The sequence below is a fragment of the Desulfoplanes sp. PS50 genome, assembly GCF_053851535.1.
Genome location: NZ_JBSPZA010000022.1, coordinates 43,181 through 64,847 on the forward strand (window position 1 = coordinate 43,181; position 21,667 = coordinate 64,847).

Here is a 21,667-nt window from a genome sequence, read left to right on the forward strand (position 1 = left end):
ATCCCCGGGTTCATCCCCGGAACTTTGCAGGAGTGTCCCATGCGTCATGTGCTTTCCATTCTCGTTGAAAACGAACCAGGAGTGCTCTCCCGTGTCGCAGGCCTTTTCAGCGGCAGGGGATTCAATATAGAATCGCTCAATGTAGCCCCCACCCTCGAGGAGGGTGTTTCCAGAATGACCATCTGCACCAAGGGCGATGACCAGATCGTCGAGCAGATCATCAAGCAGCTTCGCAAGCTGGTCACGGTGATCAAGGTGGTTGACCTGACCCATCTGCAGGCTGTGGAACGGGAAATGGTCCTGATCAAGGTAAGTGCCGAGGACAGCAGGCGGGCCGAGATTCTTCGGATTGCCGACATTTTTCGGTGTAAAGTGGTGGATGTTTCCGCCAACGAACTGACCCTGGAGATCACCGGCGATCAGGGCAAGATCAAGGCGATCATCAATCTGCTGCAGCGGTTCGGGATCAAGGAAATCGCCCGTACCGGTACCGGTGCCATCCGCCGGAGCATGCAGCTCGAGGATTAGTTGATACGTGTCGTCCGTTTGGTACAAATAATCATATTTTGCATATTGAAGTTCAAGGAGAACCCATGAAAGTCTATTACGAAAAGGATGCAGATCTCGCCGTCCTGAAAGGTAAAACCATCGCCATCATCGGCTATGGCAGCCAGGGCCATGCCCACGCCCAGAATCTGCGCGATTCCGGTCTCGACGTGATCATTGGCCAGCGTCCCGGCGGACCCAATTACGATCTGGCCAGGGAGCACGGGTTTGAACCCATGAGTGCTGCCGAGGCCGCTAAAAAGGCCGATGTGATCATGATTCTCATTCAGGATCAGTATCAGAGGATGCTCTATGAAAGCGAGATCAAGGACAATCTTTCCGCTGGTAATGCCATCGCCTTTGGTCATGGTTTCAATATCCATTACGGCCAGATCGAGCCCCCCAAGGACGTGGATGTGATCATGATCGCCCCCAAGGGACCCGGCCATCTGGTCCGTCGCGAGTATGAAAAGGGCGGGGCGGTTCCGTCCCTTATCGCCATCCACCAGGATGCCACGGGCACGGCCAAGGATGTCGCCCTTGCCTATGCCAAGGGTATCGGGGCCACCCGTTCCGGTGTTCTGGAAACCTCGTTCAAGGAAGAGACGGAAACCGATCTCTTCGGGGAACAGGCGGTTCTCTGCGGCGGGGTGAGTGAGCTCATCCGCAGCGGTTTCGAGACCCTGGTCGAGGCCGGTTACCAGCCGGAGATGGCCTTTTTCGAATGCATGCACGAGCTCAAGCTGATCGTCGATCTTCTGTACGAAGGCGGTTTCAAGAAGATGCACTATTCCATCAGCGATACCGCTGAGTATGGCGATTACGTTACCGGTCCCCGGGTTATCGGCAAGGAAAGCAAGGCGGCCATGAAAAAGGCCCTGACCGAAATCCAGGACGGTACCTTTGCCACCAACTGGATTCTGGAAAATCAGGCCAATTGTCCCTCGTTCAAGGCCAAACGGCGCATCGCCCATGACCACCAGATCGAGGAGGTCGGGGACAAGCTCCGGTCCATGATGTCCTGGCTGCAGAAATAAGAACGTTTTTAGATACGCTTACTCGTAAAGGGGAAATCGATTGGTTGAATCGGTTTCCCCTTTGTCGTATTGGATGTCCACCATCCTAATCAAGGCGGGTGAATGCCCGTAACCCAGGATGATCTCAACGCCCGTTTTTCCTGACCTCACTGTCAGGAGAGTGTACATAGCGCTCGAGATATAAAGGGCCATGAAAAAAGAAACGGACATCATGCGGGTAATTGCGAACCGCGGGGAGAGGGTATGCAGACACTATTGGACAAGCATTGGCACCATATGAAAGCCGGTCAGGTCGCTGAATTTTTGAATGTAAAGACCGACATGGGCTTGGATCAATTCGAAGCGGAACAGCGCCTTCATAATTTTGGAGAAAATGTAATCTCCAGCAAAAAAGGTAAGACAAATCTTGAACGATTTTTACTCCAATTCAATCAACCGCTTGTTTATATTCTGATAGCCGCCGGCCTGGTGACTGCTTTTCTCGGCGAATGGGTGGATTCGCTGGTCATCCTCGGCGTGGTTCTGGTCAATTCCCTTGTTGGGTATATTCAAGAATCAAAGGCAGTTAAAGCTTTAGACTCTCTTTCTGCAAGTATGGGCACAGATGCTACGGTCGTTCGGGCAGGTAAAACTCTCAAGGTTCCGGCCGCATCTGTCGTACCCGGGGATATTGTTTTTCTGCGTTCTGGAGACAAGGTGCCGGCGGATGTACGTATACTCGGTTCCAAGGAACTTCGAATCGACGAATCCATGCTCACCGGCGAATCATTGTCGGTTGAAAAAGATTCTATCAATCTTCCTCGGGAGACACTTCTGGCAGACAGAAAGTGCATGGCCTACGCAGGAACCCTTGTCAGCTTCGGTCAAGGCAGAGGTATTGTTGTCGCAACGGGCAATACAACGGAGATTGGACGTATTTCCGGGTTGATTGAAGCAGCAGATGAGCTCGATACCCCATTGACACAAAAGATCACGCGTTTCAGTCACCTGCTTTTGATAGCCATACTGGTGCTGGCAGCTGCCTCTTTTGTCATTGGTCTGTTACGTTCAGAGCCTGCAGGCGAAATGTTCATGGCCGCTGTTGCCCTGGCCGTGGGCGCAATTCCTGAAGGTCTTCCCGCTGCAGTGACCATTATTCTCGCCTTGGGCGTATCCAGAATGGCCAGTAGAAAGGCCATCATTCGCAAACTCCCTGCAGTGGAAACCCTGGGTGGGACCACGGTGATCTGTTCTGACAAGACAGGCACCTTGACTGAAAATCAGATGACGGTTCAGGAGATTTCAAGCGGTGGAATATCCTATAGCCTATCTGGACTCGGGTATGGGTATACAGGATCGATCAGTTCAAAAAATGGACATAACGGTGAAAACAAGTCCCTTGAAGAATGTCTTCGCGCTGGATTGTTGTGCAATAATTCGAGTATTTATGAAAAAGATGCGCGCTACAATGTTGAAGGAGATCCCACAGAAGGAGCTCTTATCGTTTCGGCTGGAAAATACGGCCTGCAAAGCGATATGGAGCAGACACAATTCAGGCGTATTGATGAGTTGCCTTTTGAATCAGAATGGCAATACATGGCCACTCTTCATGAGCATGGAGATTCACGAGTTGTTTATTTGAAAGGGGCTGTTGAAAAGATTCTCGAATGCTGCATGGAGTCAATGACTGCTTCCGGGGAGATCGTCCCGTTGGATGCCGATGCCGTTATCGAGGCGCAACATCAAATGGCCTCCAATGGGCTCCGGGTCCTGGCCTTTGCCCGCAAAAAGCTGCCCGCCGGCGCGGAGCTGGTTCGCGTGGACGCCTGCATGGGGATGACCTTTGTCGGGCTCCAGGGGATGATCGACCCACCCAGGGAAGAGGCAAAATCCGCCATTGCCGCCTGCCAGCATGCAGGAATAAAGGTGAAAATGATCACTGGTGATCACGCCCTGACAGCGGAAGCCATTGGAGTGCGGCTGGGATTGCAGGGTGAGGGATGTTCCATTGGAAAAGACTGCCCGGTTATGACAGGAAACGAAATCGCAGAGCTCAGCGATGCCCAACTCATTGAAAAGGTTCCCGGTATTTCGGTTTTTGCCAGGGTTTCACCTGAGCAGAAGCTGCGCCTGGTCATGGCTCTGCAGAAAAATGGCGAAGTCTGTGCAATGACAGGCGATGGTGTCAATGATGCTCCGGCCCTCAAACAGGCAGATATCGGGGTTGCCATGGGTATAACCGGCACTGAAGTGGCCAAGGAAGCCGCAGACATGGTTTTGACGGATGATAATTTTGCAACCATCGAGGCGGCTGTTGAAGAGGGGAGAGGCGTTTTTGCCAACCTGGTCAAATTTATCGCATGGACGCTGCCTACCAATGCTGGAGAAGGTTTGGTCATTCTGACGGCGATTTTGTTTGGCGTGACCTTGCCCATCGTGCCTGTTCAGATCCTTTGGATCAACATGACCACTGCCGCATGCCTGGGGATGATGCTCGCCTTTGAACCAAAAGAACCCGGTATCATGGATCGCCCACCCCGCAATCCTGCCCGACCCATTCTGGATAGAATCATCTTTCGCAGAATTGCCATCGTCAGTACCTTGCTGCTTGTTGCTGCCCTGGGACTTTTCAAATGGGAATTGGCTCAAGGGGCAAGTATTGAAAAGGCACGGACAATGGCGGTCAATGTCTTTGTAATTATTGAAGCGTTCTATTTATTCAACGCGAGGTCGTTCAATCGTTCTCCCTTTGAGCTTGGATTTGCATCCAACAAATGGCTCCTTGGTGGATTTGGGGCAATGATGGTTTTTCAGGCTATGTTTACCTATTTACCTGTCATGAATAACCTATTTGCAAGTGCTCCCATTGACATCATTGATTGGTTCAAAATTATTGTTTGTGGTCTAATTACCTATGGTATCGTTGAGTTAGATAAAAAAAGAACCGCAACCGATATATAGATGTATCCTCTGAAACGACTCTCCAACGGTCCCGTGTTCAAGGTCAAACAACGCATCGCCCATGACCACCAGATCGAGGAGGTCGGGGATAAACTGCGTTCCATGATGTCCTGGCTCAAGAAATAATCTCCGGCTATTTACTCGTTGCTGCAGGGGGAGTCGATGTATCACAATCGGCTCCCCCTTTTTTTTTGAGTTATCCGGTTTTTTGACCTGCTCCTGTAAATCGGATAAAGACTCAAAATGGAATAACCGCTCGAAATAATGGCGATGAGCGGTTACTTCAACGACGGTCTTTTCGCTTTTTGTTGTATCCTTTTTGGATTTCCGGTTCCAAGGGGCGTAAAAAAAGGCGCAAACCGACTTGAAGTGATTGCGATTCAAGGCTACTGATACGGAATCATCAAGATGTCGTCTCAGGTGTCGTCAACTCCAACCAAGAGGAATCATGTTCACGAAAGCAAGCAAAACCATTCTGGCTCTGATGATTGTCTGCCTGTTCTCCTGCATGCGCATGCAGCGGGAAAAATCCGCTTCGGGGTTCCGCCCTGGCCCGGTGTCACGGTCAAAACCGAGGTGGTCTGCCAACTTCTGGAAACCCTGGGATATCCCACGCAGCGGTACGAGGTCGGTCCTCCGATCATCTACAAGGGGATGGTTGCCGGCGATGTGGATGCCTTTGTGGCTGCATGGACGCCGCAGCAGAATCCCATGCTTGACCCATTGGTGAAGACCAAGGATGTCGAGGTGGTCGCCGCGAACCTGGATGAAGCGAATATCAGCCTGTGTGTACCGGATTATGTCTGGGACGCGGGTGTGAAGAGCTTTGCCGATCTCGATGCCCACGGGGATCAATTCGGCAGAACGATTTACGACATAGAGGTGGGCTCGGGCATGCATACGGCCATGGAAGAGATCATCGCCAAGGACATTGCCGGGTTGGGTGACTGGAATCATCAGGGGACCACTACCTCGGCCATGCTTTCCCAGGTCAAGGCGCTGATCAACGAGAAGAAATGGGTGACCTTTGGAGGTTGGAAACCTCATTGGATGAATATCGAGATTGACATGAAGTATCTGGAAGGCGTGCCGGGTACGGAAAAATATGTCTCCCAGAGCATTGTCTACACAGTGGTCAGCAGTGATTTTCATCAGCAGTATCCAGAAGTGTACAAATTCTTCAAGAAATTCTATGTGTCCGCCGATACCCAGAGCAAGTGGATCTACGATTACAGCTACAAGGGAATTAATCTGGACAAGGTGGCCGGGGACTGGATCAGGGCCAACATGGATACGGTTGCGACCTGGTTCGCGGATGTGCGGGCCGCCAACGGGAAACCGGCCATGGATGTCATCCAGGCCGAATTCAAATAAGGCATATCCTGTAGGAAGCACGACAACGCACAAACGCCCCCGGCCGGATGGCTCGGGGGCGTTTGTGCGTCAGGAAAACACGAATTGTCCGGTTGCACGATTCCGGGACGAGTGGAGGGTTTGTCATCTAATGCGGCCAAGCCGCAGTTTTAAGTTTTAGGTTTTAAGTTTTAGGTTCAAGCGGTTAGAGAATTTTCTTGTTTTTTATGGCAGACTTTCACGAGTAAGGTACTAATGCGGCCAGGCTATATACACTACCTGCCCACTGCCCAGGACAGGCACACGCCCGCAATTCCAAAAAAGCTTCAACGTTCCCTCCCCCAACCGGCGCTTATGCCGACCGAAACCTGGTTTGTGCCTACTCGTACGGAGTGAGCCGAAGCAGGCGACCACCTTTTTCATCTTCAAGAACCCATAGGGCACCTTGGGGCCCCTGCTCGACCTCCCGGATGCGCGCACCCATGTCAAAACGTTCCACTTCCTCGGCTTGGCTTTTCGTGATTTTGATGCGCAGCAATGATTGTGATCTCAGCCCACCGATAATGGCGTTGTCCTGCCATTGTGGGAACATGGACCCGGAATAGAGTACCATGCCTGAGGGGGCAACGGTTGGAACCCAGTAGAGCTCCGGTGCATGAAATTCCGGACGCGTATCATGGTCAGGAATGGAAACACCCGAGTATTGATCGCCCCAGGATACAATGGGCCACCCGTAATTATCTCCTTTTACGATCCGATTGAGTTCGTCACCGTGTCTGGGCCCCATTTCGTGTACCCACAATTGTCCCCGGCTGTCCAAAGCGATCCCAAGCATATTGCGATGTCCCAGCGTCCAGAAGGTTTTTGCAAGTTCCCCCTTGTCCTGAAACGGATTGTCTGATGGAACTGATCCGTCCTCGTTCAACCTGATGATCTTGCCCAGATTGTGTTCCCAGCTCTGGGCAGGAGACTGTTTTTGCCGATCCCCGGAAGTGATGAACAAATATCCTTTCGGGCCGAATGCCAGCCGGTGTGCGTAGTGGCCGTTGCCTGTGACTTTGGGTTCTTGTCTCCAGATGACTTCAAGATTTTTCAGTTCCGGAGGGGAAGATTCGGGATGGAATCTGGCCCGAGCAACAACGGCACCCCTTTTCCCTGAACTATCCTGTTCAGCATATGAAAGGTATATCCAGTTGTTCTCCGTGTATCGGGGATGGAGAATTATATCGCCCAAACCACCCTGGCCGCCATAAGCTACCTGGGGTACGCCTTTGACTGGTACCCTGGAGTGGTCATCCACATGCACGAGGAGCAATGTTCCCTTTTTTTTAGTTACCAGCAGGTCGTTACTCGGAAGAAAGGTCATGGCCCAGGGCTCGTTGAATGTCCCAAAGCTTTCGACAGAAAGCCTTGAGCCGGCATTGCCGTCAATTATACCAGGGGAGGATTGGGCGCAGGCGCTGGACGAAAACAGGGTCGACACAAAAAACAGGTAACCCAGTAAACGTAATGATCTCATAATGTTCCTCCTTGTTACCTTTTCTTTTTTCTGCTTTGATAGCTCAATGGCTTTTGGGTTTGAAAAAAACCATATGATCCTGTTTACACGAACCCGGGCAAATTTGAAGCGGTTTTTTTTGACACGATGGGTGATGTATCACCTCTGGTCGGGATGGAAGTATCGGTGTGTTTTTGGTAGCAGGATGTTGTGGCTGCCCGGGTTTTCCGGCAAAAGATCCATGCTCGTACTGGGGCGGATCACGGAACGGACCGTGACTTGACTTACGGGAGTGGGACCTGACCACTTTCAAGGAGGAATCAGACTGATGAACGAGAAGAACTATGATGTTGTGGTCATCGGCGCAGGGGCTGCCGGCAATATAGTCGCCACAACCTGCAAAGAGGCCGGGCTCGAGGTGGCGGTAGTCGAACGCGACGGCTGGGGGGGTGTCTGTCCGCTGCGGGGGTGCGAGCCCAAGAAGACCCTGGCCGACGTCGCCCATGCCGCGAACCGCGTGCGCGACCTTCAGGGCAAGGGTCTCAAGGGGGATGTGCATATCGATTGGCCGGACCTGATGCGTGTGAAGCGTTCTTTTACGGATGATATCTCGGATCGTGTGCACACCTACCTGGACAAACAAAATATTGATACTTTGCCAGGGGAGGCCAGGTTCGATGAATCAGGCATCCTGCAGCTTTCCGGTCATGGCCCTGTCCGGGGAAGGCAATATGTGATAGCCGTTGGCGCCAGGCCCAGACAGTTGGACATACCCGGTTCCGAGCTTTTGCTCACCAGCGATGCCTTTCTTGAATTGGACATCATGCCGGACTCGGTCTTGTTTATCGGGGGCGGGTTCATCGCCTTGGAGTTTGCATGCATCGCGGCGGCTGCAGGGGCCCGTGTTACTGTGCTTCATCGGAGCGAACAATTGCTGAGGGGATTTGATCCCGACTGCGTCCGTGAACTCCTCCTGGCCATGGAGGAACGCGGCGTCGACATCATCACAGAGCATCTGCCTGTGTCCGTGGAACGGGAAGCCGAAACTATCGCGGTAGTAGCCCGCCAGGCAAAGGAGGGCGTGGAAAAGCGATTTACCGCCGGATTGGCTGTGCTGGGTGCGGGCCGGGTCCCGAACACGGATATCCTGGGGCTGGAACATATCGGGGTGGAGACGAACGATCACGGGGTGGTCGTTGACGAGTATATGCGCAGCGTGTCCAATCAGGCCGTGTTCGCAGCGGGCGACTGCGCCGAGTATGGGATGGCGCTCACGCCCGTAGCTGCGCTCCAGGCCGAGGTGGTGGCCCACAACATCATCCATGGCGTCTCTCGACGTTGTGATCTCTCCGCCACCGGGACCACGGTGTTCACGGATCCTCCTCTGTCCCGGGTCGGACTGCTGGAGAAGGAGGCGCAACGTCTCGGTGTGGATTGTGTCGTGCATTCAGGCAATGCTGCCAAATGGTCAGAGCATAAACGTCTGGGAATAGACCATGCATGGTACAAGATATTGGAAGAGCGGGATACGGGCCGGATTTTGGGCGCGCACTATCTGGGCCAGCACGCCGAGGAGATAGCCAATATCCTGGGGTTGGCAGTTCGTCATAAACTGACGCGTGCGGATCTGCTGGCCCATCCGTGGGCGTATCCCTCGTTTGGCTATGCCCTGCGCTACATGCTCTCGTGATTGCCTGCAGATCTATCTCATTGGCTAAAAAGCTTACGCTTGCCAGATCAGAAAGGTTTCGGATACGTATGACGTGGGTGTTCTGCACCTTGTACATCCGCCAGACTCTTTTTGTGTCTTGATTTTACAAAGAAAGGCTGGTTTTGGGCCAGGAGGGGCTGTAGGCGCCGGTATCCAGTCCGGGGCAGCCTCGACGTGTTTTTATGAGCTATGCAAAGACATCGAAGACCGGGATGACGGCGCACAGGGGGATTGATGAAAGACATAAGCATTCGCTGGAAGATTATCGCTCTGGTTGGCTTGGGCATGTTCGCCGTGGCCGTTATCATGGGCGGATTGCGTGTCCGTGATATCAAAAAGGGCGCGGTGGATGGTATGGTTCAGAAGAGCCAGGCCATTGTACTCATGGCTGAGGCCGGTCGCAATGAAATGGCCCACAAGCTTAAAGCCGGGATAATTCGTCCTCTTGACGAGATTCCGGCAGACAAACTGCTTGAGGCTGTTCCCGTGCTCACGGCCCTGCAGATGGCCGGTGAAAATGCGGCCAAGGCCGGTTACCGGTTCAAGGCGCCCAAGGTCAGTCCCCGCAATCCTGCCAACAACCCCACTCCTTTTGAGCTCACTGTTCTCGAGGAGCTGAAAGCTGGAAAGATAAAGGAAAAAATTGTTGTCGAGTCGGATCAGGTCCGCTATTTCAAGCCGGTGTATCTGACAGAAGACTGCCTGTTCTGTCACGGCGATCCCAAGGGAGGCAAAGACCCCCTGGGCGGCACAAAGGAAGGCTGGAAGGCCGGAGAGATTCACGGCGCCTTCGAGATCATCACCTCTTTGGAAAAGACCAATCAGGATGTCTTTAACGCGGCCATCGGGGTCGGTATCTGGTCGCTTCTGCTCTTTGCAGTGGTTGTGGGGATCATTTACCTGTTTATGAACCGGGCACTTTTCAACCCGCTTTTCAGGATCAAGGATTACTCCCTGGCAGTCGCCAGAGGGGATCTGCAGGCCACGCCGGATGGAACGTTCGATGCCGAACTGGCAGACGTGGAGGATTCGATCTCCACCATGGTCGACAGGCTCAAGGGCAAGATGCAGGAGGCGGAGCACAAGAGCCAGGAGGCCGAGGCCCAGAAGGATCGGGCCGAAAAAGCCCTTGAGGATGTCAAGGCTCAGGAGGCCCGGGTGGTTCAGCTGCTGGAGAGGATGACCCATGCGGCCACCGAGGCCGCGGAGATCTCCGAGCAATTGGCCTCTGCTTCCGAGGAATTGGCGGCCCAGGTTGATGAAGTCAGTGCCGGAACCGAAATTCAGGATCAACGCAGCACCGAGACGGCCACGGCCATGGAAGAAATGAACGCCACCGTGCTCGAAGTGGCCCGCAATTCAAGCTCGGCTGCCACGTGCGCCGACAATACCAAGGATGAAGCCTCTATTGGAGCCGATATTGTGCTGCGATCCGTGGCAGCCAATGAAAGGGTCGCGGACCAGGCCGCATCGTTGAAGAAAAAGATGACCGTTCTTGGGGAGCAGGCCGAGGATATCGGTCGTATTTTGGATGTCATCAGCGATATTGCCGATCAGACCAATCTGCTGGCCCTGAATGCGGCCATTGAGGCCGCGCGGGCAGGAGAGGCTGGCCGCGGATTCGCCGTGGTGGCCGATGAAGTGCGCAAACTGGCTGAAAAGACCATGCAGGCCACCAAGGAAGTCGGCAACGCGATCAATGATATTCAGACCGGTGCCAGTGAAAATGTGGCGGTCGTTGATGTGGCGGTCGTGGCCGTACAAGAGGCCAACACCCTGGCCAACCAGTCCGGCGATGCCCTGAAACGGATTGTCCAGCTTGCCGTCGAGACTTCGGAAGAGGTACGCTCCATTGCAACGGCAGCCGAGCAGCAGAGCGCTGTCAGCGAAGAGATCAATCGGGCGGTTGAGGAGATCAGCCGTGTCACGGCCGAGACATCCGCCGGAATGAATCAGTCCGCTCAGGCGGTTACCGAACTGGCAGAACTGGCAGAAAAACTGCGCAGTCTGATCCGGTTGATTACGGAAAACAGCTAGCTGATAGGAATACAACCATGAAGAAAAGCCCGGCTGGAGAATACATCCCGCCGGGCTTTTGGGTTTGCTTGGCCAAAGAGTTTTAAGGGACATCTATAATGTTATGACATGATGGTGAAAAAGTGAATTAGTGCCAAAGGCATTGCAAATTTACGCCAAAGGCAGCGCTACTTTACAGTATGAACGAGGGAAGCTTGGTGCAATGTTGGTACAAAATGGGTTGGTATAAAAAAAGGACTTACGCCGTTATGACGTAAGTCCTTGTTTTATTGGTGGGCCACCAAGGAATCGAACCTTGAACCTCCTGATTAAGAGTCCGTTTCTTTGGGTCAAGACGAGAGGTCAGTTTGGTTAATTTCTTTTTAAATCAATAACTAACGATAGCGTAGTATAACTGTGTATAACCAGATTTTAATTCTGAGTGTCCCAAAATTGTTCCAAATCGGTTTAGTGGGACACTCAATTAACTTAATAACTTATCTATCAAAAGAATAAACTTCACGCAAGTGTTTTTTTTGAATTTTGCACTTATATCGGCGAATATTGAAATAAACTATGATCACCGATCACCGAATTTAGCGGCAACAGCAATCATCCAAGGATATCACAGAGGATGTGGATCTGGCAGTCATCATTGACGGCAAGCTGTCAAACACCCCTCCTGTGTCAGCGAAGTTGTCGCCTCCCCTGGAATTCATCTAAGGGGGCCGTGATGGTGAACGGTAAACCATGTTTTGCGTGCATGTCATGTTTTAACTATCAAAAACTTGACAAGTCCGCTAAAAAGGCTACTCCTCTTTTTAAACGAGGATCATATCATGCAAGCTGCTTCAAAAGTAAAAAATTATGTCGAGTCGGTCCCTCCGGGAAAGATCATCACCTACCAGGATTTCACTGGCATGCGAGAGGTCAAACCGCAGGCTCTGGCCAAGGCGCTCGAGCGGTTGGTGAAACAAAAAGTTCTGGTCCGTCAGGCCAAAGGGACTTTCTATCGCCCCAAACAAACGGTTTTTGGCCCGATCAGTCCGCCTGATGAAGAAATCATTTCCTTTCTGACCAGGAAAAGAGACCGGATAACAGGAATGCTCACGGGTCAGTCCATCTATCTCAATCTTGAGATATCCACCCAGGTTCCGAGTATTCTGACCATTGCCACCATCACACCCCGAAAAAAACAGACCATGGGCAAGCTCCAGGTTCGGTTCGTGCGCAGTTACGTTGCCTCGTTTGAAGCAGACGATGTCCCCCTGCTGCAACTGCTCGAGGCGCTCAGATTCATCAAACACGCCCAGGGCTGTACTCCGGATGACGTTCTGATCGTTCTTGAAAAAAAAATCCGAAAACTGTCTCAAGATGATCTGAAAAAGCTGACGGATTTTACCAAGAAGTATCCACCCATGGTCCGAGCCATCTATGGTTGTCTTCTCGAACAGATACACAAGCCTGAACAGGCCCTTGCACTCCGAAGCACGCTCAATCCCCTGACGACATTTAATCTCAACGTTTCAGAGAACATCCTGCCCGATAAAAAATCATGGGGAATAGTATGAAGCTTCATGAATCCAAAGAACTCTTCAAGGATGCCATTCAGGCGACTGCCGACCACTTCAATCTCCAGAACATCTTCATTGAAAAAGATTACTGGCTGACATTGGCACTCTATCGCCTTTCGCAAACCAGCCTGGGCGATATAACTGTTTTCAAGGGTGGAACATCGCTTTCCAAGGCCTACGGTTGCATCGAACGCTTTTCAGAGGATGTGGATCTGGCAGTCATTATTGACGGGGAGCTGTCAAACAACCAGATCAAGAAATTGCTCAAGCAGATCACATCAACGGCAAGCCGGGATCTGCAGGAAGAATCCACGGGCAGCACCAAAGGGTCCATGATCCGAAAGGTCTATTACTCATATCCAGAGGCATTTGAGAGGTCGTTGTCAGTCGGACCGATATCGAACAAAATTTTACTCGAGGTAAATGCTTTTGCCCATCCCTCCCCCTGTCAGCAGATGGAGATTTCCACCTATATCCATGCGTTTCTCAAAAACCAGAAAAAAGAGGATTTGATAATCCGGTTCGGCCTTCAACCATTCATGTTTCAGGTACTCTGTCTGGAGCGCACGTTCATTGAAAAGGTCATGGCTGTTGTCAAAGCATCGAGGAGTGAACATCATCTCGAGGCATTGCGGGCTAAAATCAGACACCTCTATGATATCCACCAACTCATGCATGTAGAAACCATTCACACGTTCATTCATTCCCCAAACGAATTGCAAGGACTATTGGATCAAGTCCGAAAATCAGACCAGGAAGCCCCTATCGGTGACACGCGATGGCTGGAGATGGATATTGCCACCTGTCCAATCTTTACTGATACAGCAGCGGTTTGGAGTTCGCTTAGCAGTACATACCGGCATGGACTTGGAGGAATCGTTTACGGCAGCCTTCCTGATGAGGCAGAAGTAATCCAATCGATATGCAGCCTTGCTCAGTTGTTGCGGAAGAAATAAATAATCGGGGGAGAGAATACTTATCCACGTCATCGGAATCATCAGCCAATTAGCATAAGCAATACGGACTCACCAACAAAGAGGCCTTGACAGTACGAACTACTGCCAAGGCCTCTTTGTTTTTGTAGATGGGTATTTGTGCGGAGAAATATGAATGGTCGTATCCAGTGGCCCTACCTACGCAACAGAGGCTCAGCTACCAAGTGACGAGAGAATCTTGAGTTTGGCCTCGAGCTCGGCAATCCGCTTTTCATGGTTTTCAAGTTGGAGCGTCATTGCATCGTCGTTTTCAGTAACCGGTTGGGTTGAGGATGCGTCTTCATCAAAAAGATCATGAATGGAAATTTCGAGTGCTTCGGCGATCTGGCGCAATTTTCCAAGTGTGCAGCGCTCAATCATATCATCTTTTCGGGCGCGCATAATCGTTACATTGTTTACTCCAGAGTCCTCTCCCAGCTGGCGGATCGTTGTTTTCTTTTCGTTCATTATCTTTTCAAGATGACTTATCATTACAAATTTCTCTTTTTTTAAAAAAAATAGCAAAATTGTGTTGACAAATTAACACAAGATGAATATAGTCTTTTTTAACGGAACGGGGAAAGTCACATTTCAAGAGCGCGTAAGATCGCTTAACAGACTCGAACTAATTATAAATGTTCATGTAAAAGTAGTCCAAGGTTTTGCCGCTTGGCGACTTTCGATTTTCTCAGCTGACCTGATACATAGGCTTTCATGTTATAGCATAGAATAACATACTAGGGTCGGTCAAAGAGGCACTGCAATGAATTTAGCGGAAAGATCTGTGTCGCGCAATGAGAGAAATAACCGTTTCAAGTGAGGAAAATTTCCCTTTGTATCAAAATCAACCGGCATATGGAGGTTACCCGAATGAAAAAATAAACCATGAATTTGAAAACTACACATGAATCGGAACTGGACCGCAATAAAATTTCAACATTAACACATTTCAGAAAAGAGGAAAACATGACTAATCTTGAAAAAGTTCTCTCAGGACATTGCGATAACATCAAAAACTATAGCCACAACCTCAATGATTTCAAAAGGTTTATACAGAAAGAGGTTGAAGGTATCGACAAGAAGTCTAAAGAGAAAATCGATCAGATGGAATTTGACGAATTATTCATTGCGTTGAACAATAAGAATAACATAGTTTTCAAAACAATGATAATGCCTGAATCACAAAGGAAGTATCCCTATGGATGTATGGAAGTCATGGCTGAGATGGATACAATTAATGAAAAGTACATGACATGTCTCTTTTTTTATTATATTGATATGGATAGCAAGAATTCAGAAATAGGTAATAAACTGGCCAATGCTTTTTTTAAGTGTCACAAAACTTGTAATGCATAAATCGTTCAATTCATTATTTTTGAAGGTACACAATTAACTCACGTGAGGATTAATCAATGAAAAAAAACAAGAGTCGCATCTCTCCCAAATCTAAATACAAAGCAGTGTTAGAAGTTATGAGTGGCCATGGAACCTTTGAAAAAATTGCCAGAAAATATAACATGTCGGTCAGTACGTTGTGGAATTATAATGCGAGCGCTGACGCGGCGATTCGGAAAGTGGTGGGACTCAACGAGGATCGAATTTCTACTCATGAAGCTACTGTTCAAGATTGCGGAGATGCGGGGAAGGTACTCTCAAAAGATAGAGAGGAAAACAAGGGCAATAGCTTGTATCTGAATGCCGAGAATGAGTTGGTCATACGGATCAGGTGCTAGTATATCAGAAGCCGAGGCGTGCAATATTTTTTTCAGTCATGGGACTGAAACCAGGGAATCCACAATAGAAATATTGTGGATTCCCTGGTTTTATATGCGTATCCGGTATTGGACCATTAGAATTTTTGTGGTTCGAAACTCACCACATGGGTCGTGTCGTGGACTAAACTCTCACCCCCCCCACCCAACCATTCCATAAAATCCCGGCAAATATCCATATCCACATGTTTGTGCCACGTTGGACCAAGAAGTCCCCCTCAGATGCCTATGGTTTATCCCACCAGTCTCATTTCAACAAAATCATTTCCGTTCTGAAAAACCCCGCACCATTCCCGTTCCCCTCTCTGAGGACGATAAACTTCATCGTCTCGACACCAAATCAGGAGGAACGCAATGTTTACCAAAAAATCTGTTTTTGAAGATCCTTCATCCAGGACGTCTGCTGCACATCCTCCGATTTTTTCACACAAGCAGACTCTCGAGATCACCCAAAATGTCACCAAGTATCGGGACATAGGTACCCCTCTGCCCGAGTTTCTGGATAGATTTATTTTTTCCCAAAGCGGTCCAATCCGTGGCGAGTACAATCCAATGCCTGCTGCAGTGAGATACAATCTCGAGGCAGATCTGGACCATAATCGAAAATATGTCGGAACATATTTCCCCAGATCTTTTGGCGAATCCAAGGAGATTTTTTTCCAGACTCGTACATGATGATCTGTTTGCGGATATTTCCAACCGAAAATCGTCGCTGCGTATCCTGGATATTGGTTCCGGAACGGGAGGCAATCTTTGCGGGTTGCTTCTGACACTCCAGGACAAAGAGTTCACTGGCAGGGTCGAGGTGCTTAGTGTGGATGGCAATGACATCGCCCTTGATCATCAGAGGCGGATCATCGATGCTATTGACACAAAGGGGTTTTCTTTCTCACTTTCTTATACCCAACTGAGCCGAAAATTCTCTGGAGATCAATCCGTATTTTCCGCCCAATTGAGGGAGGTACTTGGGGGCCGGGCATTTCGACATCATCATGGCCTGGAAGACCATCAGCGAGTACTACAATCGGGTCGTGTACGGCAATGGGAGCAAACTCTACTGCGGATTCCTCGATACTGTCACTGATCGGTTGACCCCCAAGGGGATATGTGTCCTGCTTGATGTTTGCACCAGGAATAGGAAGTATTTAGGCACATGGATTCCCATTCGCATGGCCAATGAAGTCAGGCACCACATTCAGGATACGAATTCATGTCTAAGTATTATTTCCCCGATTGTAATCTGGAGCAAAAATCCCGCGGTCCACTCATGCAGTATCTTGATGTGGTGGATGAGCATATCCCCCAGTACTACTTCCATTTTTCAGTCAACGATTACGACCGTGAAGGCCTGGAGCCCAATGTCCCCTGCCTGGAAAAGCGTATGGAAATATTCAAACGATTGGCCGACAGAGTCGGTCCGGACCGGGTCATCTGGCGATTCGATCCCCTGATCATCACGCCGAAGACCCCTCTCGAGATGCTTTTGGAAAAGGTTCACAAGGTCGGCACCATGCTGCATGACCACACCAGAAGGCTGGTATTCAGTTTTGCGGATATCACCGGCTACAGAAAGGTGCAGAACAATCTGAACCGTTGCCATGTGGACTGGGAGGATTTCAACTTGGAGTCCATGCAGACCTTTGCCCGCGAACTGCAGATCATGGACCGTGATTGGGGGTTGGAACTGGCCACCTGCGGGGAATCCATCGACTTGAGCTCATGGAAGGTGGAGCATGGCCGGTGCATCGATGACCGCCTCATGATCCGGCTGTTTTCAGACGACAGAACGCTCATGGCCTTTCTGGGAGCCCGTCCTGCCCTGTTCGGCAAGATGGAGTGGGAGTACATGAAGGACAAGGGGCAGAGGAAGGAATGCGGGTGCATCGTCAGCAAGGACATCGGCATGTACAACACCTGCCCGCACATGTGCCGCTACTGCTATGCCAATACCTCCGAGGCCGCTGTCATGAAAAATCGACAAGAGCATGCATATGTCAACGAGAGCATTGTGCCGTTTTGAGATCCTATCATTCCAGGTGCGAGCAGCCCCGAACACGCCTTGCACTCACGAATTCAAGATTGGCAGAATGAACTTCATGTCGTCCCACTGTCAAACGGTTGGGGTCCACCTTAAAGTGTATTGCCTTAGATGGGCGATCTTGGGGTCAAAAACGTGGTTTTAAGACCAAAAATGGCCGATTTTGACCGATTGTTGATAACAATTTTAAGATGTTATCTTGGTCCGAACCCGACAAACTGACCTGTCAAGCATAGGCCTCTCTGACGACCTGCTCCATTTGCCCGACCTCTTCATCTGATAAAAAACCAAAGTATTTTGATCGCTTGCGCAACGATAGACGGGCGTTATTCTGGAGACAGAAGCGAATAAAGAGGTCGATCTGTCGGTCCGGCATGTCCACGATCTCCTGGAGGGCTTTTCTGGTCCTGTCATAATTATCCAAAAAGGCCAGCTCGTCGGCAAGATCGGTGTCGATGGTTCTGTCGATAAATGTGTAAAGCGCCTCGGCCTGGGGTGTCATGTCAATATATCGATACCATGTTGCTGTTTCATTTTGGACGGTCATGTGCCCGTCCTGGTCGATTACATACTCGATCAAAGGCATGACCATGCGTGAAAATGCCTCCAAAGAGGCATCGTACTCGGCTGGATGTTTCAGCATGGACGACGAGACCGGAAAGATGATTCCTTCCGGGGTAAAACCCCTGCGGGAAAGAACATTGTGAATCAGGAATCGGTGGATGCGACCATTGCCGTCCTCGAAGGGATGCAGGAAGACAAATCCATAGGCTATGACCGCCGCATGGATCACGGGGGGCACATCGTTTGATTCCATACGTTCATGAGCTGCTACCAGACCTTCCATCAGGATGGGAAGATCGTCGGGTTTGGGGCAGGCGAAATGTATCCTCTCTTGATGCCATGCGATGGTTTCACCGACATAGTTCTGGGTCGTGCGAAAATCGGGATCCCGAAAGCGTGGGTCGACAATACGATTCTGGAGTTCGATGAGGTGTGTTTTTTTGCAGAAATCTTCCTGCTCTGCCTTGAGGAGCAGGGCCATGAAGCGTTCGGTACGGGTCGAAGAGGGAGTGACATGCTCGATGGCAAAAGACGACTTCGTTTCCTTGGAATAGAGGTAATGGAGTGCTCTACGCAGCAGTTCCGGTGAATAGGCGGATATGACATGTCGGCATCTTTGCGGAAGATCAGCAGCTTCGAAATCGCGAAGGACCTTTGTGCGGCGAACCATGGGGCAAAAGCGAGCATCACCCAGCAGATTGTCATTGATCCGGTGACGCCGAATTTGCCGGGGGGAACGTATGGTGTAGTACGCATCCGGTTCGAGTAGATCAATGTAGTTCCCCCGTGTCACATCCTCCAACGGAAGTTTTCTTTGGGTCAGGAATTCATAGAGATACCATAATCGACGCGAATATTTCCCGGTAGGTTTGGAACGAACGTATTCGAGGAAATCCTGCTCCTTGATTTTCTGAAATAGGGCCGCAAGGATGGTTAGATTCGTGCCATCGTATTTCAATGCGAATTCAAGGTGAGCACCCAAAGTATCTCCGGGCCAGTATTTGGGCGGGTATATCTCCCAGATTTCGTTCCCGACCGACTCGATCCTGTGCATGCCACCGGTGGCCACTCGAGAATGGTGCCAATTCATAGGCGCATCGAGTTGATATCGCCTGACGAGTTCGGCATATCCGGCGAGTCGTGTCGGGGCAGTTGGCGTAGTGATTTCTGTCATGGTTTTTTGGGAAAAACGGTTATGGCTCCAGAAAAAGTATTATATTTAATGGTATCCCGTGAAAAATCGTTACATGCCTGATTTCGGATCAACTGTCCACGGAACGATACGACCGTATCCAGACCGTTTTTACGTTGTAAGGGGTAAGTGACCACATAGTGAAGAATCTCGAGCCCGAAGTGCTTTCTAGCTTCAAAAAGCCATTTTATCCAGTTTTCCCGGTTTGTTGTGAATTTGAGCAAGAACTCCTTTTTGTGGCACCTGTGAGTGATGTGCCAGACATGGTTGGGAAGAAAATATCGGTGCGCTCTTTGCGTGATAGGGCCTGAAAGGAACAGTATCATCCACGTAATTGTCAATCAGAATCAGGCTATTATTAGCCTTTCGGATTAATTCAGCAACAAAGGCGTAGGCATCGTACACTTGGCCTTTGTAAAAAATACCCTGCCTGGGAGGGTCGGTTGCCTCCAGGGATTGAAAAACTTTCTCGAATTTTTTTTCCGTTTCCGATTCAAAGGCAATCTGGCGACGTTCAACATGATCCAGCCGGGCAAAAACACTGGCGTTTTGCTGGATAAAGTGCCGCATCTCCACAAATGCACTTATGATTTTGATACTGATCTTGATTGCCGTCTCACTTCGGAGCACGGCAGAAAGCATGGATATTCCCTGTTCGGTAAACACATACGGATTACTGGTTGAATGCTTCAACGATTTGAACCGGTCACAATTTGTGACCAGTTCCTTTGTTTCTGTTTCCGTGAGTTGAAAGCGAAACTCCTGAGGGAAACGTTCAATATTTCTTTTTACGGCCTGATTGAGGACTTTTGTTCCAACATCATAGACCGTTGCCAAGTCACGATCCACCATCACCTGACTACCACGAATGGTAAAAATCATGGTCTGAATCTGTTGCACAGGCACAATGCTGTCTTTTTTTGTTGGTTTATTCCTCATCTCTCAGCACCTCCAGATTCTCTCGGATTACAGTATCGTCTTATTGCTTATTGGGGTCAGACCGTCTTATCTAGGTATAATATTGTTATAAAATATCGGTGCACTCTTGGCATGACAGGGCCTGAACAGTCTTGCGGCCTTCGGCCTTAGCTGGACAGTTTGAAGGGCAGAAAGGCGATTCTAAGACCGACAAAAGCCCTTCTTGAGTTGTTATTAAATGCTACTTCAGGGTATCTTGGTCCGACCCCGAAGATGTTGTAAATCAACAAATGGCACACGCCCAATGGTCCTCGGAGATGATGGCCAGACCGGTTTCTTTTCTGTATGCAATGGCCTTTTCGATTTTTCTGCCGTGGGTGGAGTGAATCCAGCTGCTGCTTCCGATGGAGCCGATGACGAGGTAGTCGAGCTGTTTGCTGATGGTGTTCTTGAAAATGCCGCTTCTGGAGACCACTTCCTGCCCGCATGCCTTGCGGGGACCAAGGGCGAAGTTGCCGGTGAAGCAGAAGACATGTCCGGTGAAGACGACATCGGGTTGGGGATCATCCAGGGGCAGAGAAGATGGCATGGCTGTCATGTTTTCGAGGACCGTGTTGTTGCCTGTCGCATGCTTGAGAAAGGAGAGGAGATCCTGACGTTCATCATCGTCCATGACTCCGTCCTGAAAGATATCCTTGAGCCGAGAATACAGGGCGGGCATGAGAACATTATCCGAGGCCATCCGGTTTTTTCCAAGCCATTCCAGCAGAAATTTGGCCTCGTCCTGGTTGACGTCCCCGTCTGCCAACACTCCACGGCATATTCCCAAAAGTTCATCCATGACCCGATCAGCAACCCGGTCAATGTTGTAATTGGCAGAACAAGGGGTGATGTCGTAAGAGTCGGACATGGAACCTCCAGATGATTCCGGATGAATTGAGGGAGAAGGGGAAGGTCTTTCTAAATCATATTTGCCCTGTTCTTGGAAAGTAAAAGACTGATATAGCCGTAGCCTTCAGGCTTTAGAGGGGCCATTTTTGGTCTGAAAAAGTGGTTTTAAGAGGAAAAATGTCCTCTTTTTGGCAGCTATCAATCATTATTTCAGATGGTTATTCTGGTCCGACCCCGATAAAGTTGTGCGTGAGGAACTCCTGAGAGGCCCATTGACTGTTTTTCTGCATCGTGGGCCAGGCGATGTGCAAACGGTCGGTCAGCTCGCAGAAAAAGGCTCCTGCCTTTTTTTTGGGCTCCTCGCTGTTTCGTGTGGGTAGGGGGTTGAGATCTGGGAAGCCACCGAGTAGGAAAAGCAGCTATGAAAGACTTAGATCTCTTCCAGAAAGCACTTGGTTTGACTCCGCCTTGGGAGGTACTTTCATCTGAATTCGATGCTCAAGATGAGCGACTCGTCATCAGACTTGGATTCCCCCGAGGGAGTACGTTCACATGCCCGATATGTGGTCGAGCTGGGCTCAAAGCTCACGACACGATCGAGAAGACATGGCGGCATCTCAATTTTTTTCAACATCAGACGTAC

The 21,667-nt window shown here is 50.1% G+C and carries 18 protein-coding genes; 12 read left to right on the forward strand and 6 right to left on the reverse strand.

The annotated features are described in order from the left end of the window. Positions 1-39 precede the first annotated feature (39 nt). The 5 genes from ilvN to ACTVJH_RS10720 all read left to right on the forward strand — a co-directional run bounded on the left by ilvN (position 40) and on the right by ACTVJH_RS10720 (position 5,897). Positions 40-528, forward strand: a complete 489-nt coding sequence (gene ilvN, locus ACTVJH_RS10700; protein ID WP_455990259.1) for an acetolactate synthase small subunit — start codon at positions 40-42, stop codon at positions 526-528. Between the two features lie 65 nt (positions 529-593). Continuing rightward, positions 594-1,583, forward strand: coding sequence for a ketol-acid reductoisomerase (gene ilvC / locus ACTVJH_RS10705; protein ID WP_455990261.1), 990 nt, complete (start codon positions 594-596; stop codon positions 1,581-1,583). A gap of 243 nt (positions 1,584-1,826) precedes the next feature. After that, on the forward strand, positions 1,827-4,523 hold the full coding sequence (locus ACTVJH_RS10710; protein WP_455990264.1) for a cation-transporting P-type ATPase: 2,697 nt from the start codon (positions 1,827-1,829) through the stop codon (positions 4,521-4,523). Continuing rightward, positions 4,524-4,649 (forward strand): hypothetical protein, encoded by a 126-nt coding sequence (locus ACTVJH_RS10715; protein WP_455990267.1) that lies wholly within the window; start codon positions 4,524-4,526, stop codon positions 4,647-4,649. A gap of 282 nt (positions 4,650-4,931) precedes the next feature. Next, a complete protein-coding gene (locus ACTVJH_RS10720) occupies positions 4,932-5,897 on the forward strand; it encodes an ABC transporter substrate-binding protein (RefSeq protein ID WP_455990270.1) in 966 nt (321 codons plus the stop codon). A 358-nt stretch (positions 5,898-6,255) separates the two neighbouring features. Here the strand turns inward: ACTVJH_RS10720 and ACTVJH_RS10725 are convergent, their stop codons facing one another. After that, a complete protein-coding gene (locus ACTVJH_RS10725; RefSeq protein ID WP_455990273.1) occupies positions 6,256-7,395 on the reverse strand; it encodes a PQQ-dependent sugar dehydrogenase in 1,140 nt (379 codons plus the stop codon). Positions 7,396-7,702: 307 nt separating this feature from the next. On the opposite strand from ACTVJH_RS10725, the gene ACTVJH_RS10730 reads away from it, so the two are divergent. The 4 genes from ACTVJH_RS10730 (at position 7,703) to ACTVJH_RS10745 (ending at position 13,631) form a co-directional block, all read left to right on the forward strand. Then, on the forward strand, positions 7,703-9,064 hold the full coding sequence (locus ACTVJH_RS10730) for a dihydrolipoyl dehydrogenase family protein (RefSeq protein ID WP_455990275.1): 1,362 nt from the start codon (positions 7,703-7,705) through the stop codon (positions 9,062-9,064). A gap of 255 nt (positions 9,065-9,319) precedes the next feature. Then, positions 9,320-11,122 (forward strand): methyl-accepting chemotaxis protein, encoded by a 1,803-nt coding sequence (locus ACTVJH_RS10735; protein ID WP_455990277.1) that lies wholly within the window; start codon positions 9,320-9,322, stop codon positions 11,120-11,122. An 818-nt stretch (positions 11,123-11,940) separates the two neighbouring features. After that, positions 11,941-12,672 carry a DUF6088 family protein gene (locus ACTVJH_RS10740; RefSeq protein WP_455990280.1) on the forward strand — a complete coding sequence of 244 codons (732 nt, stop codon included), beginning with the start codon at positions 11,941-11,943 and terminating at the stop codon, positions 12,670-12,672. After that, positions 12,669-13,631 (forward strand): nucleotidyl transferase AbiEii/AbiGii toxin family protein, encoded by a 963-nt coding sequence (locus ACTVJH_RS10745; protein ID WP_455990283.1) that lies wholly within the window; start codon positions 12,669-12,671, stop codon positions 13,629-13,631. Before ACTVJH_RS10740 ends, ACTVJH_RS10745 begins: the two co-directional genes overlap by 4 nt. Positions 13,632-13,823: 192 nt before the next feature. Here ACTVJH_RS10745 and ACTVJH_RS10750 read toward each other — a convergent pair whose 3' ends face one another. Beyond that, a complete protein-coding gene (locus ACTVJH_RS10750; protein WP_455990286.1) occupies positions 13,824-14,141 on the reverse strand; it encodes a helix-turn-helix domain-containing protein in 318 nt (105 codons plus the stop codon). A gap of 474 nt (positions 14,142-14,615) precedes the next feature. Here ACTVJH_RS10750 and ACTVJH_RS10755 point away from each other — a divergent pair, with 474 nt between their 5' ends. Beyond that, complete coding sequence (locus tag ACTVJH_RS10755; protein ID WP_455990289.1) at positions 14,616-15,005, forward strand: hypothetical protein; 390 nt, start codon at positions 14,616-14,618, stop codon at positions 15,003-15,005. 56 nt (positions 15,006-15,061) lie between these two features. Then, complete coding sequence (locus ACTVJH_RS10760; RefSeq protein WP_455990292.1) at positions 15,062-15,382, forward strand: hypothetical protein; 321 nt, start codon at positions 15,062-15,064, stop codon at positions 15,380-15,382. A gap of 547 nt (positions 15,383-15,929) precedes the next feature. Here the strand turns inward: ACTVJH_RS10760 and ACTVJH_RS10765 are convergent. Then, complete coding sequence (locus ACTVJH_RS10765; protein ID WP_455990295.1) at positions 15,930-16,265, reverse strand: hypothetical protein; 336 nt, start codon at positions 16,263-16,265, stop codon at positions 15,930-15,932. Positions 16,266-16,631: 366 nt separating this feature from the next. Here ACTVJH_RS10765 and ACTVJH_RS10770 point away from each other — a divergent pair, with 366 nt between their 5' ends. Beyond that, positions 16,632-17,441, forward strand: a complete 810-nt coding sequence (locus tag ACTVJH_RS10770) for a DUF1848 family protein (protein ID WP_455990298.1) — start codon at positions 16,632-16,634, stop codon at positions 17,439-17,441. 244 nt (positions 17,442-17,685) lie between these two features. On the opposite strand, the gene ACTVJH_RS10775 is transcribed toward ACTVJH_RS10770, so the two are convergent. From ACTVJH_RS10775 to ACTVJH_RS10785, 3 genes are all read right to left on the reverse strand, one after another. Further along, entirely contained in the window at positions 17,686-19,197 is a 1,512-nt protein-coding gene (locus ACTVJH_RS10775) for a Fic family protein (RefSeq protein WP_455990301.1), read from the reverse strand. Positions 19,198-19,389: 192 nt separating this feature from the next. Then, positions 19,390-20,154 carry an ORF6N domain-containing protein gene (locus ACTVJH_RS10780; protein ID WP_455990304.1) on the reverse strand — a complete coding sequence of 255 codons (765 nt, stop codon included), beginning with the start codon at positions 20,152-20,154 and terminating at the stop codon, positions 19,390-19,392. Positions 20,155-20,416: 262 nt separating this feature from the next. Beyond that, positions 20,417-21,043 (reverse strand): BRCT domain-containing protein, encoded by a 627-nt coding sequence (locus ACTVJH_RS10785; RefSeq protein ID WP_455990307.1) that lies wholly within the window; start codon positions 21,041-21,043, stop codon positions 20,417-20,419. Between the last annotated feature and the right edge of the window lie 624 nt (positions 21,044-21,667).

Bases quoted from the DNA above. Each gene is read 5' to 3' on its own strand.
- ACTVJH_RS10775 (WP_455990301.1), bottom strand. From the start codon at position 19,197: ATGACAGAAATCACTACGCCAACTGCCCCGACACGACTCGCCGGATAT.
- ACTVJH_RS10740 (WP_455990280.1), top strand. From the start codon at position 11,941: ATGCAAGCTGCTTCAAAAGTAAAAAATTATGTCGAGTCGGTCCCTCCG.
- ACTVJH_RS10730 (WP_455990275.1), top strand. From the start codon at position 7,703: ATGAACGAGAAGAACTATGATGTTGTGGTCATCGGCGCAGGGGCTGCC.
- ACTVJH_RS10720 (WP_455990270.1), top strand. From the start codon at position 4,932: ATGTCGTCTCAGGTGTCGTCAACTCCAACCAAGAGGAATCATGTTCAC.
- ACTVJH_RS10780 (WP_455990304.1), bottom strand. From the start codon at position 20,154: ATGAGGAATAAACCAACAAAAAAAGACAGCATTGTGCCTGTGCAACAG.
- ilvC (WP_455990261.1), top strand. From the start codon at position 594: ATGAAAGTCTATTACGAAAAGGATGCAGATCTCGCCGTCCTGAAAGGT.
- ACTVJH_RS10710 (WP_455990264.1), top strand. From the start codon at position 1,827: ATGCAGACACTATTGGACAAGCATTGGCACCATATGAAAGCCGGTCAG.
- ACTVJH_RS10765 (WP_455990295.1), bottom strand. From the start codon at position 16,265: ATGATCAAGGGCGATGTCATTGCCATCCACACTAAGCACCTCGACCCT.
- ACTVJH_RS10750 (WP_455990286.1), bottom strand. From the start codon at position 14,141: ATGATAAGTCATCTTGAAAAGATAATGAACGAAAAGAAAACAACGATC.
- ACTVJH_RS10715 (WP_455990267.1), top strand. From the start codon at position 4,524: ATGTATCCTCTGAAACGACTCTCCAACGGTCCCGTGTTCAAGGTCAAA.
- ACTVJH_RS10745 (WP_455990283.1), top strand. From the start codon at position 12,669: ATGAAGCTTCATGAATCCAAAGAACTCTTCAAGGATGCCATTCAGGCG.
- ACTVJH_RS10760 (WP_455990292.1), top strand. From the start codon at position 15,062: ATGAAAAAAAACAAGAGTCGCATCTCTCCCAAATCTAAATACAAAGCA.
- ilvN (WP_455990259.1), top strand. From the start codon at position 40: ATGCGTCATGTGCTTTCCATTCTCGTTGAAAACGAACCAGGAGTGCTC.
- ACTVJH_RS10785 (WP_455990307.1), bottom strand. From the start codon at position 21,043: ATGTCCGACTCTTACGACATCACCCCTTGTTCTGCCAATTACAACATT.
- ACTVJH_RS10735 (WP_455990277.1), top strand. From the start codon at position 9,320: ATGAAAGACATAAGCATTCGCTGGAAGATTATCGCTCTGGTTGGCTTG.
- ACTVJH_RS10725 (WP_455990273.1), bottom strand. From the start codon at position 7,395: ATGAGATCATTACGTTTACTGGGTTACCTGTTTTTTGTGTCGACCCTG.
- ACTVJH_RS10770 (WP_455990298.1), top strand. From the start codon at position 16,632: ATGTCTAAGTATTATTTCCCCGATTGTAATCTGGAGCAAAAATCCCGC.
- ACTVJH_RS10755 (WP_455990289.1), top strand. From the start codon at position 14,616: ATGACTAATCTTGAAAAAGTTCTCTCAGGACATTGCGATAACATCAAA.